We start from the raw sequence: 16,509 nt of genomic DNA, 5'->3' as shown, positions 1-16,509 counted from the left end.
GTGTAGAGATCAGACCGATATTTGGACCTTCCGGTGTTTCGATAGTACACAAACGACCGTAGTGCGAATAGTGTACGTCACGAACTTCGAAGCCGGCACGCTCCCTGCTCAAACCGCCTGGTCCGAGTGCAGAAATACGACGCTTATGCGTTATTTCAGACAGCGGGTTGGTCTGGTCCAGGAATTGTGATAACTGGCTGGTTCCAAAGAAGGAGTTAATTACGGAAGATAGGGTACGGGCATTGATCAGGTCAACCGGTGTAAACACCTCGTTATCCCGAACGTTCATACGCTCCCGGATAGTACGGGCCATACGGGCCAGACCAACGCCAAATTGTGCATATAACTGCTCCCCTACCGTACGTACCCGACGATTGCTCAGGTGATCGATGTCGTCGATCTCTGCTTTACCGTTGGTTAAACGAACCAGGTATTTGATGATCTCAATAATATCTTCCTTGGTCAGTACTTTATGATCAAGCGGGTAGTTAAGGTTCAGCTTACGGTTGATTTTGTAACGACCAACTTCTCCCAGATCGTATCGCTTGTCTGAGAAGAAAAGTTTATCGATGATACCACGGGCTGTTTCATCATCCGGGGCATCCGCACCACGCAACTGGCGATAGATATGCTGAACCGCTTCCAGTTCACTGTTAGACGTATCCTTATTGAGCGTGTTGTAGATGATAGCATAATCGCCACCTACATCTTCTCTTTGCAGGAATACGCTCTTAACATCCATATCCACAATCATATCGATTGCTTCTTCATCCAGGATGGTATCACGCTCCAGTACCACTTCATTCCGCTCAATAGAAACTACCTCACCGGTATCCTCATCTACGAAATCCTCTACCCAGGTACGAAGTACGCGGGCAGCCAGTTTTTTACCCAGGTATTTATCAAGGGCTTTCTTTTCTCCTTTTACTTCATCGGCCATACCGAAAAGTTCCAGGATATCTTTATCTGTTTCGAAGCCGATCGAACGCAATAAGGTAGTTACAGGGAACTTTTTCTTACGATCGATATAGGCATACATCACGTTATTGATGTCGGTAGCAAATTCCATCCAGGCACCTTTGAAAGGAATAACCCGGGCAGAATAAATTTTCGTACCATTCGGGTGAATGGACTGCCCAAAGAACACACCGGGTGAACGGTGCAGCTGGGATACCACTACCCGCTCTGCTCCATTTATTACAAACGTACCGCGGGGGGTCATATACGGGATATTTCCGAGGAATACATCCTGTACAATGGTCTGGAAGTCCACATGCTCTTCGTCATTACAACTAAGGCGCAACTTGGCTTTCAGGGGAACCGCGTAGGTAAGTCCGCGCTCCATACACTCTTCAATGGTATAACGGGGAGGATCGATAAAATAATCGAGGAACTCCAATACGAAAATGTTCCTGGTGTCGGTGATCGGAAAGTTTTCCTTAAACACCTTAAACAGGCCTTCATTGTTCCGTTTGTCGGGAGTGGTTTCTAATTGAAAGAAGTCTTTAAACGATTGAATCTGCACTTCCAGCAGGTCAGGAGCTTCAGCGAGGTGTTTGATCTTACCAAAGTTGATCCTGGTGTTCTGTTTAGTTGAAGACATATGTATTTTAAACCGGTTTTAAAGTCTTATGCACTGATAATTAGGAATTTACAAAAAAATGGCCATAATGTAAAGTTCCCAGATAACTATCCGAATATAGTAAAACGGACGGCAAAGGTAGTTGAATTAATTCAAAAGTCAAAAGGTCTCCATCTTTTTATCCACCGCCTCCCGGCCGCCTTCATAACCACTTCTTTTAACTGGCTAGGCTAAATAATGCCCCCAGGCAGGAAAAGGGTGTTGATCTACCGGTATAGGGAGGGGCAGTAAAGCGCAGCCACCAGCTAATTTGACGTAAATTGTTGAGGAGAAGCCGGCGCCAGCGCCTGTCTTATTAACCCCGAACTACCTGTAAATGCGACAAATCGCTGGTAAGGTAGCCCCGAACACCTTCTACTTATGGATAAGCTGTTGCTCGTTCAGTTGATCTACTATATACTACTGATTGCAGTATGTATTCAGATTGTTTATGAAACAAATTCCACCGCAAAATCCTTAGCCTATTTATTACTGGTAATTTTTATTCCCTTGCTTGGTATGATCATCTATTTCCTGGTTGGCATTAATTACCGACACCGGAAAATGTATTCCAGGAAACTCATTCAGAACCGCTACGCCGGCAAAAGACTTCGTGCAATAATCAGGCAGTATTCAGAAAACATTTTTATTACCAACAACGAAAACCTGGATCAACATAAAAAATTGGCCATCATGGCAGTTAAGGATATCGAAAGTCCTTTAACGGGCAATAATGCCGTGAAAGTATTGCAAAACGGGGAAGAAAAATTTCCTGCACTGGTGAACGCATTGCTGGAGGCACGGCACCATATCCATATTGAATATTACATATATGAAGACGATGAAATTGGCCGTCAGTTGGAAAATATCCTGGTAAAAAAAGCACAGGAAGGCGTACGTATCCGTTTTATCTACGACGACTTTGGAAGTAACTCTATCCGGAAACTGGTAAAGCGGTTAAAAACTGCCGGTATCCAGGTTTTTCCCTTTCTAAAAGTTTCGTTTTTCGAATTTGCCAGCAAACTAAACTACCGCAACCACCGAAAAATTATCATTATTGACGGCCGCACGGGTTTTGTGGGAGGCATTAATGTAAGCGACAAATACATAAATGATAGGAACAGGCTTTACTGGAGAGATACCCATTTGCGCATAGACGGGCCAGGAGTTATGTACCTGCAATATATTTTTTTGTGCGATTGGAATTTTTGCGCAAAAGAAAGTTTACAACCAGACGCCTATTTCTTCCCAAGAGACCTGCCACAAAAAAATGACAATAAAATTGTTCAGATAACAGCCAGTGGGCCCGATTCTGACACCCCTGCCATATTATTCTCACTCTTACAGGCTATTAATCTAGCCACCGAAGAAATACTGATAACAAGCCCTTATTTTATACCCGGTGAAAGCTTATCAAATGCACTTATGATGGCATCCTTAAGTGGCGTTAAGGTAAGATTGTTAACTGCAGGTATTTCAGATTCCAGGATAGTAAACGCAGCAGCTAAATCCTATTTCAACGATTTGCTAAAAGCCGGCGTAGAAATTTACTTGTACAAAAAAGGATTTGTGCATGCAAAAACGATGATAACAGATAAAAGGTTATCAATTGTAGGTACGGCCAATATGGACAATAGAAGTTTTGAATTAAACTTTGAAGTAAACGCAATAGTCTATGATGCTGAAGTGGCAGCACAACTCAGGCATTCGTTTTACCAGGACATAAATAATGCCGAAAAAATTGATGCGCTTTCCTGGAATAATCGTCCCAGATCTATTCAATTAATAGAAAAGATTGCCAGGCTATTATCGCCGATGCTATAAGGGATTACCGGTTTACCTATAACCTGTAAGCACAGGTTCTATTCAACGGAACAGCGGTTCCAGTTTTTTTATCACCTGCTCCCCTACCCTCCTTCCCTGTACCAGGCCATTCTCTATTGCAGGCCGGTAATGAATTCCACCATATAAGCGCGATATTGCTGCTTCTTCACTGGCTTTCCGAAATGAAGCGAAACGCCTGTCGGGTAAACCATAGGGTCTTTCAGTATTGTCGACAAATGAAAAATCATCGCCGTACAACTGTGTCAGTACCGTTGCAGCCGCCGAAGAAACCACACTGTGCCCGCTGGGATATTCGGGAAATGGCGGGGTTTGCAACATGGGCCGCCAGGATTCATTGATATGACTATTAATATAAGTTTCCGGGCGGATCAACTGACTATGATACTTTTCTTCCCAGCAACTGATAAAAGCATCAAATACGGCAATAGCTGTAAGGGTATAGGCACGTGCAGCCTGTTGAAAGCTAGCTTTGCGCATTGAACTGGCCAAACCGGCAATCTGCATCCAGTGCCCGCCCGGCGAAATCTTTTTAGTGGCAAAATTCAGGTGCCCCTGCATGGTAATATGAAAAGGATTGCAATCCCAAAATGCGGCAATCGCTTTCTGTTCCTCGGTTAGCGAGGTGCAAACCGTGTACACTTCCAGTGCTTCTTTATAAAAACGCGACTCTTTCTCCGTGGAAAAATCCGTAGCCTGCAGCGGGCGAAAAGCTGCGGCACTATCCATGGTAAGGCACCGGATTTGTTTCCAATTGGGTTCTACAGCTGCCATATACCCCGGAGGTGTTGGCAACCAGGTGCCGGGCGCTTTTTTCAACTGGTACCGCCTGATGCTCCTGGTTTCTTTGTACCGATCTCTACCTGCCCAGGCCAGGATACTATCACCCACCAGCTTACCGGCGACCAGAGAGGCGTCTAACTTTTTTCCCGGTTTCCGCTCTTTGATAAGCTGATCCATCAGCACTTGCATAGAGTCTGAAAACTGCTGTTCCGAAAAAACCAGTTGACGGCCGGTAACCCGGAATGCTTCCAGGGAAGCCACTACGGGATCAATGTCTGATTTCCCGATAGCAACGCCCGACCAGCCGGGTAACTTGCCCGCAAATGAATAAATGCCTGTGTTGCCGGCAGCTGCCAGCAACTCATAGGCGGCCAGGTGCGTGTATACGTAAATCCGGCTGGCTACCGGGGGAGAAAATATATCATGCACCATTACATCTGTCAGAACCTGCTGGGCCTTGTAAAGAGGAGCAGCATCCAAGGGCGGCTGCTTCTGCGAAAATCCGGCTTCAGTAATTCCAAGCAGCCAACAAAGAAGCACTACATAAATTCTCATTCCTGATTAATTTTTATTACCTGCACAGGTCCATTATTCGGTGCTACAAGCAACAAAGCCTGACCTGCAGTTTTATTCAACCATTTCATTTGGCGAACATCGCCGTTTAGAAACACCCCGGTATGCATAGGAGAAATCGCTTCAAACAGCCTGTTACCGGCACCTTGCAGCAATAAACCATAACTGGCATCCGATTGCCCGATCTGCACCCGGTAGGCTTCAAAATTTCCGCCCAGGTAAATATCTTTTTTTCCATCCTTGTTCCAATCGACCACCAGGGCTGCTTGCAGGGAAGAAACCTGGGCAGCCAATGGTAAGGGATCAAATTTCCAGGGTTGTTTACCTTCATTCCATAAAATCCCGGAGGAGAGGTTGTTCACCAACAGATGCTGCATATTTTTTCGGCGGGCTGCCGGAATGATTTCATCTACCGTAACATCTGCATAGTTTTTATAGTACACAAATTTTTTACGAAGCGGAACAACCTGTTCCAACAATTCATCACGAGAGGCAGCCGGATAGGATTTACCGCCGATATAATAAGTGAGCAGTGGATCGAGTGTTCCGTTCTGGTCAATATCGGTGGCAAACAATTCAACCGGTTCTTTTTCACTTGCTTTAAACTGCAGGTTAATACCTGCATTGCCCAGGATAAAATCAATATCTCCGTCACCATCCAGGTCGTCCGCAGTAATCGAGCGCCACCAACCTGTTAAATTACCCGGCAGGGTGGCCGTACCAGGCACCAGTTTTCCTTTATTATTTTCAATGAGCTGAATACGCATCCAGTCGCCCGCCAGTATGAGTTCGGGAAATCCATCCGAATTAATATCTGCCCATACAGCGGCTGTATTAGCTCCTGGTTTTAGCAAAAAAGGATATTCGGCAGTAATGTCGGTAAACCGAACTGCTCCGTTCTGGCTGTCGTTTCGAAGTAACCAGGACCTGGCGGCCAGGGGAAAAGAGCCGGGTTCGTACATCCCCCCTACCCATATATCCAGGTCGCCGTCCTTATCAAAATCAGCAATAGCCAGGCCCTGCTTGGGAGATAACATGGAAGGAAGCGCATCTGTTGCTTTGTGAAAAATCCCCTTCCCATCGTTGATGTATAGCCGATCCTGGTATTCCGGCGAGGCCGCCCCGTATTCATTGCCTCCGCTAACAATATACAGATCAGGATCGCCATCGCCATCCGCATCAAAGAAAGCTGCCTGTACTTCTTCCACCTCCGGTTCCTGCGACCAGGGCCCTTGCAATAGTTCAAATCTTCCAGGCGTCTTCTGCAGGTACAAGACCGAGGATTGCCCCACCGGGGCACCAATGAATACATCGTCCAGTCCATCGCCGTTTACATCTGCCGTTGCCAACGCAGGCCCCATACGCGAAAGCATATAAGGCAATAAGGTTTCATCTTTAAAATCTATAAAATCGTTTTCCTTATGCCGGAAAGAGATCCTTGACGTACTACTGATATCTTCCATCCATTTCCTGGAAGGTAGTGGAATCGCCGGCCTGCTTATTGTTTCCGTTGAAGGAATGGTATAGGTATGCAGTTTATTCAGCTCAGGCCGGAGATGATAGGTTAGCTGCTGATCAGGCCAACGAATCTTAACCGTATCAATTACCGTATTTGCGGGCAAACCAAAAACCAACTGGTAGCTTTGGGAAGATTGGTAGCCACGCACCGGATAGAGCTCCTGTAACTGACGCATTCCATTAGAAGCAATCAACTCTACCCTGGCTCCGATCGCAAAAAGATTCTGTTTGTTTCCTCCTAAACGGATGGCCAGGTAATTAGCAGAACGGGCACCGGCAGCGGTATTTTCAAATAACTGTACCGGATCATTGTTATTCATTACAACCAGATCTAAATCACCGTCATTGTCCAGGTCTGCATACACGGCGGCATTTGAAATAGCGGGGTATTCTAATCCCCATTCGGCTGTTTTATTGGAGAAGGTGAGATTGCCGTTGTTCCTAAACACATAATTACTCAATTTATTAGAGGGCATTTTCACTACCAGTGCGTGGGTTTGAAAATTCTGGTGGCCATTTTTTGCTGCTTCAATTCTTGCATCCGCCACTGTGTATTTCATAAAATCCAGGTCTGTATAGTCGCGCAGGTAACCGTTTGTTACAAACGCATCCTTCCATCCATCCAGGTCAAAATCAGCAAATAAACCAGACCAGCTCCAATCCGTATTCGATAGGCCCGCTAACTGACCGATTTCGGAGAAGCGAAGGTTCCCGTTCTGATCAATCCCCTGGTTAAGCTGCAGCATATTCCGCATCTGCTGTTTGTAATAACCACTATCCCATAGAAGATGGTATTGATCATACTCGTCCGGGCCCTTCAACATTTTCTGCCGGTGATTATCTTCGGGAAGCATATCCAGGGTAAACAAATCCGTCCAACCATCATTATTAATATCTGCTATATCTGCACCCATCGAATACTTGGAAATATGGGCCATTGATTTTTCCAGTTGCTCAGCAAATGTTCCGTTCTTTTTATTGATGTAAAGGCAGTCTTTTTCGGTATAATCGCTGGTTGTATACAGGTCAGGCCAGCCGTCATTGTTAAGATCACTAACGGTAACGCTCAACCCAAAATTAAGCGCATGATTGATAATACCAGCTTTCTGTGTAATATCTTCAAAAACCGCTACCCCATTTTTAATGCCGTTATTTCTAAAAAACCGGTTTCCAAAGTATGGATTTGGGGTAGACCTGATTTTTCTGGTATTCAGAAAAGGATTATAGGTATGATTGGAATGATTCAGCAGGAACATATCCAGGTCGCCGTCGAGGTCATAATCAAAAAAAACAGCCTGGGTAGATTGTGTACCGGGGGCATCTAGTCCAAACTCAACCGCTCTTTCCCGGAAGGTCGGTTTTCCGTTTTTAGCACCTTCATTTATGAACAGTTCATTCCTTAGTTGAAGAGAATCGGCATATTTCCCGGAATGACACACATAAATATCCAGCCAGCCATCGCCATTCACATCCGCTACCGTAACACCGGTAGACCAGGTTCCATTGCCCTGCACACCTGCCGTTCCGGTAATATCTTCAAAGCGAAGGGCACCTTTGTTCAGAAACAGTTTATTCTGCACCAGGTTACCGGAGAAAAAAAGGTCCTCGAGGCCATCGCGGTTAAAGTCGCCCACCCCAACGCCGGCGCCGTTATAAAGGTATTCGTATCGAAACACGTGCAGGCTGTCGGTTTCTGTAATAGTATTTAAAAACTGAAGTCCGCTTTTTTGTGGATCAATTTGTTTAAATAAGGGTTCAGCGGTTTGTCCGAACAGCTTGGTTACCACCAGCGCAAAGCAGCAGATAACAGAAAGAAAATAACGAACAAAATATTTCACAAGTCAGCAGTTAATCGAGTTTAATTTTTTCATCCCCGGGTTTATAGGGGGTGAAAATCATCATCAGGGTCATCATTTCATCAGTAGTTTTCATATCGCCCTGGGAAAAAATGGTTTTAGGCGGGTTATTTGGATTAAACGGATTGTCTGCAGTGTTATCGTATTCACATTCCAGGCGAACCACAGAACCTTTGGGAATTTTAACAGGCGATCGGAATTGATAAATTTCCTGCCAGCGAAAATCCCAGTTAGGAATATTTACCAGGCGGATGGTATCGCCGGCAGTGGTAAGTGCATAGGCTTTGAAGGACTTGCCGATCAGGTGCATATGCGGCCACACATGCAAGAGCGACTGATCTTCACTTGGGTTGGTTACTTCCAGGGTAAATTTTTGTTTTTCATTAGCCTTTATGTAAAAAATGGGGTCGATTTGGCGTTCACCAATACCGCCGGATCCAAAACTTACCACTTTAACCGGCCGTTTAACAGGTGTTTTTTTAAAGAAGAGGTTAACGCCACCTTTAAACATTTCTTCCACAGCAACCGGGCTGAAATGCACGGTCATCAGGATTACTCCCCGTTTGGGAAGCACCCATCCAAAATCCTGGGGATAGGCTTCGTAGCGGGCACCGGGTATCCAGCCCCCATAGTAGGTGATGGTACGCCGATAAGGTTGGTACTGGTCAAATTTGCGCCGGTCGTCAAACGTGAGATTAATGAGTTTATGTGATTTGTAAAGATCAATGGCAGGATCCGGAACGGAGTGAATGGCATAGTTAACATGGTGAACCAGTGATTTGTTATTGGCTACAAATTCAATGGCTTCTATATTGAAGGAGTCGCTGAGTTCGAAAGGCATTTTAAAAATGACAAATTGTTCCACATTACCCCCGATAACCTGGAAGCTGTCTGCAATTTGCAGGGTCAGGTCTGGTTTGCGGTGATAGGAAGTTCCCGTAATAAGCGCTTGTGTATTGGTATGCGCCGTTTTGGACGGTTTACCCTGGGGAGCACCATTATCCACCCAGCTTACAATCTTCGAAATTTCTGTCGTAGAAAGTGACCGGTCATTGGCGAAATGTACGTAATTGTTATCCGCTTTCCAGGGTGGCATATAACCACTTTGTACTACTTCCTTAACAAATTTGGAGCGCTTGGCAACATCCTGGTAGGTAATCAGGTTAAAGGGTCCGGCTTCGCCAGGTTTGTGGCAAGGCGTACAATTCTGCGAAATAATTGGTTCTATATCTTCTGCCCAGGTATAGGACTGCGCCCTTACAGAACAGGTCAAAAACAAGGATAGCAGCAAACTGAGAAGCAAATACTTTGACATATGTATAGCAGCGTTAAAATTCATTGATCAGACAGCCAACAGGTGGATTAATTTTTTGGATAACAGGAATACCAGCTACCGTTTGTTTGATAGCGTCTTTAAGATATTCCCGGGATGCTTTGGTTCGTTTTTTCCCGAGGTCAACAGCCCAGTCGTCTATTGCGCCCCGGTAAATCAGTTCAGCTTTCTCGGTCAGCAAAACTGCTTCGGGAGTAGTGCTTGCCTGCACCATTTTCACAAGTTCCATTTTCTCATCTATCAATAAGGGGAACTGCAATTTATATTTAGCAGCAAACTGGCGGGTTTCTTTGGTTGAAAAACTCTTTCCCGGAATGATTCCGATTACCTGCAGTTGGCTGGCAAACTCATCCGCCAATTGTTGAATTACGATCGCATAGTTCTTACTAAGGGGGCATTCGGGCGAAAGAAAAACGAGCAGGGTCCATTTGTGCTCCTGCAATAGACCGGAGGGCAGGGAACTATTGATGGCTTTACCGGAAAAGGCTTCCAGTTTTGCCGCATCAAAGGGGCCTAAAAGGCCCTGTGCCTTCGATTGGGTAACCGGGTTCAGTAGTAAAAGCAGCAGCAAAATTTTCAGGTTCCGCATAACTCAAAGTACAAAACTTTATCGGACCAAAAAGGGCTAAAAGTATAAAACCCCGGATCCATTGGACCGGGGTTTTATATAGTGGAAATGAATTATTGTTTATCCCACCAGATACGTCCGTAAATATCCCCAGGACCGGCTCCAAATTCAGGATCGCTTGCCATTTGATCAAGACCAGCTTTCGCGTTATTGAAATTCAGATCGGTATTGTTAGGGAGATTAATCAAAGGTCTTCTTGGCATTTTCTGCACTACTCCGTCTGCCAAAATTTGTTCAAAAGCCAGAGTGGTAGTGGTATTTGGCATACCAGTTCTCTTATAAAGAGCCCAACCCTCGTTCGCTTGTTTGAAGAAGTGAATGTAAGACTGAGAAGCAATCAAGTCCAATGCCTTGGAAGCGTCATACTTAACATTTACGTTATTGTATGCAGCGTCTACTTCAGTATCTGTAAGTGCAACATAATCAAACACCTGTGCTCTGCTACCCATAAGATCGTAATAGCGCATAGACGCTTTTACAGCCATCTCGTACAATTGCTCAGCATTTTCGGTAGTGATACCTCTTGCAGCCAGTTCCGCCCTGTAAAAAAGCTGCTCTGAGTAAGTGAGCATGGGGAAGGTAATTTGGCCGGTACCAGGTGTTGGATTAGATACATATGGATTGGAAATTCCAGGACAAAACAACCTGTACTGAATACGGGAAAGCGTATCAAGTGCCTGTTGAACTCCATTACCATTAACAAAATTCCTGGTATTATTATAAAATCTTGCATTTGCTGCGTCAGCTGCTGCATCCGGAGATGCAAATCCGCCAACATATTGTTTAGCACTTACAATTGTAGAAGCAGGAATGATGCCCTGGGCTTTTGCCAAATCTACGTTCTGCTGAGAGTAGGCATTTTTCTGGAAGAAGATCCTGATACGTGGGTCATTGCTATTATACATGAAATCCACCAATGCTTTACTTCCTTTAAACAGTGCCGGACTTGGATCCCAGTTTCCACCCGCGCCAGCGTGGTTGGAAGAAGAAACAAATTCCAGGTTGTCTGAATTGGCTGTAAACAAATCACCTGCAATTACTTCATTTGCAATTTCCTGAAGTTTAGCCGGATTACGTTTACCCCAACGCATCGCTAAACGAAGGCGTAAGGCATTTGCAGCTTTTACCCATTTAGCAGCGTCACCGGAATAGTATAAATCAGCTGTTCCAAAACTGATCTGCTCAGATGTATTTGCTTTTAACGTTGCAATAGAGGCTTTCAGGTCAGCATCAAACGTTGAAAACAGTTCTTCCTGTGTATCATATTTGGGAGTCAAAGTACCTCCGTAACGAGCCTGCCATGCTTCTGTGTAAGGCAGGTTTCCATTGGTTTCTGTTGTATACAAACCATAATACGTCAACAGAATTTTAGCGATGGCAGCCTGGCTTCTGCGATTTGCTTTTTCTTCCTCAGGAGCGCGGTTGATGATCTGCAAAACATCTGTAAGGTTATTTCCTACTCGTAAGTAGAAATAGCCTCTACGTTGGTTAAAGTTTCCAACATCCTGCATGTAGGTTTTCGAGTTACCATTTGCCGGAGTAAAATATTGCATCCACGGCATCATAATCCGGTAATAGTCGTAATAGTACTCAAAATCAGCATCAAACATGGCAATACAGCTATTCGTAAACTGCTGCTCAGGAGTGAGGTTGTAAATTGTGTTGGGGTTGGTATTGAAGTCAATATAATCTTGCTTGTCACAACTACTGAATGTCATTACCGACATTGCAGCAGCAGCAACCAATAGCTTTCTAGTATGTTTCATCATTTTCTTTTTTGAAATTAAATCAATTAGAATCCTGCATCCACTTTGAAACCAATACTGCGGATATAGGGTACACCACCGTATTCAGCAAACGTACCTGCTCTGTTACTCAACAAACCACCTTCCGGATGAATTCCGTCTTTTGTAGTTGTGTACAGGTAACCGAGGTTCCGACCGATAAGGCTAACACGGAGAGAATTCAGCTTAAGAGAGGTGGCAAGTTTGCTTGGCATTGTATAACCAACTGAAACTTCACGTACAGCAACCCAGCTGTTTTCAAAAGTTGAATACTCACGAATACCAGTAGACCACTGAGTAAGACGAGCATAATACAAACGAGCACTAACTGGTTCTACGATATTCTGATCCACAGCTTCCTGGTAAGTCATGCCACCTACATTATAGGTTTGTCCGTTTGGAGCACGGATAGAGATTCCGTCAGCAAACACACCTTCAGGAATAATACCATCATCAAATGTACCGGTTACGTTTCCATTTGCATCGTAGGTATTTCTTTCCAAACCACCGAATTCAGACGAACGACCGAAAAGTGTACTTTTCAGAGAACCGTTGGTTGAACCATACTGGTGGGTAGCTGAAGAAATCAAACCACCAACTTTTGCGTCAATCTGGAAGGAAAGGAAAATATTCTTGAAACGGAAATTCTGTGAAGTGCTGGCAAGGAAGTTTTCCATCATAGTTCCAAGCTCTTTTGTAGGTTGTCCTAATTCAGAGCTTCTGTAATAACTACCATTTTGTTTCAATACTTTCTGACCATTCAATGGGCTGGAGATGTTATTACCACTTGCATCTTTTGCCTGATAGCTGGCATACCCATAGTTGGTACGAATAATACCGTATGGTTGACCAACAATTGCCATTGACTGAACATCCGCACCAAAAGCGTTATCCAATGGATAAGGGCTGTTATCCGGACCTAATTCAATGATTTTGTTTCTGTTTCTGGTGAAGTTTACAGTCAGATCCCAGTTGAAATCTTTGCGCTTAATGGGGTTGGCGGTAAGTAAAACTTCTATACCCTGGTTTTGAATATTACCAGCATTGATCAACTGACTTCCCACACCACTTTCAGAAGGAACGGGTAATGGTAACAATTGATTAAAGGAATTCTTTTTATACCAAGCCACATCAAGACCAATACGATTATTCAGGAATCGAAGATCAGCACCAATTTCAAATTCTTTGGTCAGCTCATTTTTGATATTCTGGTTACCGAGTGTATTTCCGTCAAAGCCATAGCGTGGAATTACTCGACCATCTCTAAACGTATAATTTCCCTGGAAGAGATAATACCCCGTACTGTTTTGCCATGCACCAATACCGGCACCTGTTTGAGCATATGCAGCTCTTAACTTACCAAAAGACAGAAAGTCAAGTGCTGTGCTGTTTTTAAAGGTTTCGGTGAATATCCAGGCCAAACCAACACCAGGATAAAAATAATCACTAATACCATGGCCATCACTTGGGTACAATAAGGTTGAAGTCCAGTCATTACGTGCACTGAAATTCAATGTCAGCATATTTCTCCAGGTTACATCACCAAATAAATAAGCGGCATCCAATCTTCTTGAAGCTCCATTTCCGTTGCTGATACCGCCATTGGTTGTAGCCGGATTAACGGAGTTACCAATAAAGAATCCACCAGGAGTTTTCAAACCACCTTGTGTTGAAGAAGAAGAAAAACGTTCTGGCTGATATGCCTGACGCTCACCACCAATAGATGCACTAACAGAAAAGTCGTCATTCAAGTCTTTAGTTGCAGTAAGCAAAGCTTGTAAACGGGTGTTTCTGCGGCTGGAATTAAACACACTGTAGCTTCCGCCTGAAAAACCAACACCTCCGCCCAGATTTTTTGTTTCTCTGTCAAGGCCTACATTATTGATGTTACCTTTAACAAGCAGCGATAACCAAGGGGTAATTTTTGCAGTTACGTCAATATTAGCAAGCAGGGTATTTTCGAACTGCGTGGTATTATTATTATACAGCCCGTAGAACAGACCAGATAAGCCATAAGGATCGTTCCTGTTGATTCCACCTTCTGGATCCTGGTAATTATTCATCCAATATTTGGTGTCATAGTTCCTTGGGTTAAAATACGCCAACGCAAACAAGGGGCTGTTATTACCACCTTGTGCAAGAGGGTTTTTAGATTCTGTCATTGCATAGTTTACGCTACCGTCAATTGTCAGGAAGTTGGACAATTTCTGTGTAACGCGGAGTGCAAATGCATTTCTTTTCAACTCTGTGTTAGGAGTAACATAAGTGTTCTTCAGGTTAGAATAAGAAGCCCTGAATGTTGTTTTTTCTGTACCACCTTCAACAGCTACGTTTGAATTAATGAATTTACCTGTTTGAAATGCATCAAGAATATTGTTCGGTTTTGCATCCCAGGTAATCATACGGTCATCGATATCTCTTACCTGTTGGCCATTGAAACGGGGACCAAAGCTCCAGAAATAGTTAGCAGCATCAACTTCAGGCACACCGTCAGCACCATTGGTGAAAGTAGGATTGATACCCGCACCAAATTCATTTTGCATTTCAGTAGCCTTAAATGCCTTATCAAAAAGCTGGCTATGAGAGAACGTTACTCCAAGCCCTTTCTGTTGTCTACCTTTTTTAGTTGTAATAAGAAGTACACCGTTTTGTGCCTGTGATCCATAAAGAGCACTGGCCGCAGAACCTTTCAGTACAGTTACACTTTCATAATCATCCGGGTTCAGATTTTTCATCTGGTTACCGAAATCCTGCGCACTTCCCCAGCTATCGCCTCCTGTTGTACCTGGTTCCAAAATAACACCATCAATTACCACAAGCGGCTGCGTATTACCATTCAAGCTGGTATTACCTCTGATACGAATTCTGGAAGAAGACATCGGACCACCATTTCCCTGATTAATGAATACACCTGCAACTTTACCTTGCATAGCATTCACAATGTTTGGAGAGCTGGCACGAACGAGTTCATCTCCTTTAATTTCAGAAACGGCATAAGAAAGTTTCCTTGTTTCTTTTTTAACACCGAAACCAGTAACGATTACTTCATCCATTGCCTTGTCGTCCTTTTGCAGAACAACCTTCAATTCAGTAAGTCCGGCTGTCGGTACTTCCTTGGAAAGAAAGCCTACAGCACTAAATACCAGCGGAGCATCACTGGTTAAACTGATCGTAAAAGTCCCCTGGATATCGGTAGCGCCACCTGTCCGGGTTCCTTTAATTACAAAAGTGGCACCCGAAATCGGAGCACCTTGTTCATCCTGAACGGAGCCTGTCACCGTTCTCTTTTGCTGCGCAAATGAGCATACTGAGAATACGCTCAGAAATAATAGCAAAAGCATTCGAACCGTTGTTCTTTTCATTGCAGTTGAGTTTATGATTAATTATAAATTCCGAAAGTTTGTGGGGCACTGTTTCCCTTACGTTTGGATTTTTTGAGCACCTCCCTGTCATAATTTTCCATTACCAGGGCAGCTGCTCCATATAGTTCATCTTTATTTCCCACAGAAGATATTTCTATGGCAGTGTGTTCTGCCAGACGGGGTATAGAATGTTCATTGATGGCCTGTTGGATGGGGGCATTCCATAGTTTTCCGGCGGTTGCACCACGTCCGCTAAGGATAATTAGTTCCGGGTTCAGGATATGAATTAAAATAGCAAGGCCCCTTCCTATGTTATACCCGATTTCTGCTATCAGTTCAACACAAAATTTATCTCCCTTTAACGCCATCCGGATAATGGCAGAACAAGCTTCCTCCGGATTGGCCAGTGAAATAGCCGGAAGATTGGTAATCTTGCCCTGTTCTATTCCCTTAATTGCTTTTTCCACTAAAACCAGCAAAGAAGCTTCAGTTTCCAAACAGCCGGTTTTTCCGCAACTACATAGTTTATTACTGCTGAAAATGGGTATATGGCTGAATTCACCGGCAAAACCATTATTTCCTCTGAATAATTCGCCGTTTAAGACCATACCAAGCCCAATTCCCCAACTCACGTTCACCACCATCACATTCCGCTTATCGCGTGCCGCACCAAATCGGTACTCCGCTAGAGCAACCAGGCTTGAATCATTGTCTATGAACACTGGTAACTGCAACCGGTCCTGCAGTGATTTTTGTAAACTTTCATTTTCCGACCGGAAAAACGAATAATTGACCCCTTTCTCCAGGTCAATAAAGCCAGGCATGCCTATTCCTACGCCAATAATACGAGCACCCTCCAATCCTGAGGCCCTGATATGCTTTTCAATAAGATTTCCAAGTATTGCCAGTGCATCCGGTTCCGTACTAAGGTTCAGTTCATGCCGTTCAATGGCCGTTACGAAGGTGTGGTCCGCGGTCAATATCCCGATGCGGGTAAACAACTGATCCATGGCTACAGAAACAATATAGCCGAAACTCTTATCCAGTGAATAGAGCATCGGCCGGCGCCCTCCTTTCGAAGGGGCAAATCCAAGTTCAACCACTGAGCCAGCCTCTTTCAGCTCACACAACAGCTTGTTGGTTAACGGTAAGCTGCGATGAATCCGCTCAGATAAATCCGTGCCGGAAAGCTCCTTACCGAAATACAGC

The 16,509-nt window shown here is 44.3% G+C and carries 8 protein-coding genes and 1 pseudogene; 1 reads left to right on the top strand and 8 read right to left on the bottom strand.

Translation table 11 applies throughout. The annotated features are described in order from the left end of the window. Positions 1-1,603 (bottom strand): annotated as a pseudogene (gene rpoB / locus A1D16_RS18825) (DNA-directed RNA polymerase subunit beta); the annotation flags it as partial. Between the two features lie 399 nt (positions 1,604-2,002). Between rpoB and cls the strand changes: the two are divergent. Continuing rightward, complete coding sequence (cls, locus tag A1D16_RS18820; RefSeq protein ID WP_290712379.1) at positions 2,003-3,445, top strand: cardiolipin synthase; 1,443 nt, start codon at positions 2,003-2,005, stop codon at positions 3,443-3,445. Between the two features lie 42 nt (positions 3,446-3,487). Here the strand turns inward: cls and A1D16_RS18815 are convergent, their stop codons facing one another. From A1D16_RS18815 to A1D16_RS18785, 7 genes are all read right to left on the bottom strand, one after another. Next, the gene (locus A1D16_RS18815; protein ID WP_290712377.1) at positions 3,488-4,801 is read right to left on the bottom strand and encodes a vanadium-dependent haloperoxidase; all 1,314 of its coding nucleotides are present in this window, start codon (positions 4,799-4,801) and stop codon (positions 3,488-3,490) included. Continuing rightward, positions 4,798-8,175 carry a VCBS repeat-containing protein gene (locus A1D16_RS18810; protein ID WP_290712375.1) on the bottom strand — a complete coding sequence of 1,126 codons (3,378 nt, stop codon included), beginning with the start codon at positions 8,173-8,175 and terminating at the stop codon, positions 4,798-4,800. The genes A1D16_RS18815 and A1D16_RS18810 overlap by 4 nt, the downstream gene beginning before the upstream one ends. 10 nt (positions 8,176-8,185) lie before the next feature. Then, entirely contained in the window at positions 8,186-9,508 is a 1,323-nt protein-coding gene (locus A1D16_RS18805; RefSeq protein ID WP_290712373.1) for a cytochrome c, read from the bottom strand. Between the two features lie 13 nt (positions 9,509-9,521). Further along, positions 9,522-10,115: a redoxin domain-containing protein gene (locus A1D16_RS18800; protein ID WP_290712371.1), complete on the bottom strand. Its 594-nt coding sequence runs from the start codon at positions 10,113-10,115 to the stop codon at positions 9,522-9,524. 92 nt (positions 10,116-10,207) lie between these two features. Beyond that, positions 10,208-11,920, bottom strand: coding sequence for a SusD/RagB family nutrient-binding outer membrane lipoprotein (locus A1D16_RS18795; protein ID WP_290712369.1), 1,713 nt, complete (start codon positions 11,918-11,920; stop codon positions 10,208-10,210). Positions 11,921-11,946: 26 nt separating this feature from the next. Continuing rightward, complete coding sequence (locus tag A1D16_RS18790; RefSeq protein WP_290712381.1) at positions 11,947-15,279, bottom strand: SusC/RagA family TonB-linked outer membrane protein; 3,333 nt, start codon at positions 15,277-15,279, stop codon at positions 11,947-11,949. 38 nt (positions 15,280-15,317) lie between these two features. Beyond that, positions 15,318-16,509: ROK family protein (locus A1D16_RS18785; RefSeq protein ID WP_366207066.1), on the bottom strand; the 1,192-nt coding region annotated here is incomplete at its 5' end.

The sequence above is a fragment of the Flavihumibacter sp. CACIAM 22H1 genome (genome assembly GCF_001601815.1).
Lineage (GTDB): Bacteria > Bacteroidota > Bacteroidia > Chitinophagales > Chitinophagaceae > Flavihumibacter.
The sequence above is the reverse complement of the archived record's forward strand: the minus strand, read 5'-3'. Positions and strand labels throughout refer to the sequence as shown.

What these genes read in the sequence shown, in the direction of transcription:
- cls (WP_290712379.1), top strand. Translation starts at nt 2,003, where the DNA reads ATGGATAAGCTGTTGCTCGTTCAGTTGATCTACTATATACTACTGATT.
- A1D16_RS18815 (WP_290712377.1), bottom strand. Translation starts at nt 4,801, where the DNA reads ATGAGAATTTATGTAGTGCTTCTTTGTTGGCTGCTTGGAATTACTGAA.
- A1D16_RS18805 (WP_290712373.1), bottom strand. Translation starts at nt 9,508, where the DNA reads ATGTCAAAGTATTTGCTTCTCAGTTTGCTGCTATCCTTGTTTTTGACC.
- A1D16_RS18800 (WP_290712371.1), bottom strand. Translation starts at nt 10,115, where the DNA reads ATGCGGAACCTGAAAATTTTGCTGCTGCTTTTACTACTGAACCCGGTT.
- A1D16_RS18795 (WP_290712369.1), bottom strand. Translation starts at nt 11,920, where the DNA reads ATGAAACATACTAGAAAGCTATTGGTTGCTGCTGCTGCAATGTCGGTA.
- A1D16_RS18790 (WP_290712381.1), bottom strand. Translation starts at nt 15,279, where the DNA reads ATGCTTTTGCTATTATTTCTGAGCGTATTCTCAGTATGCTCATTTGCG.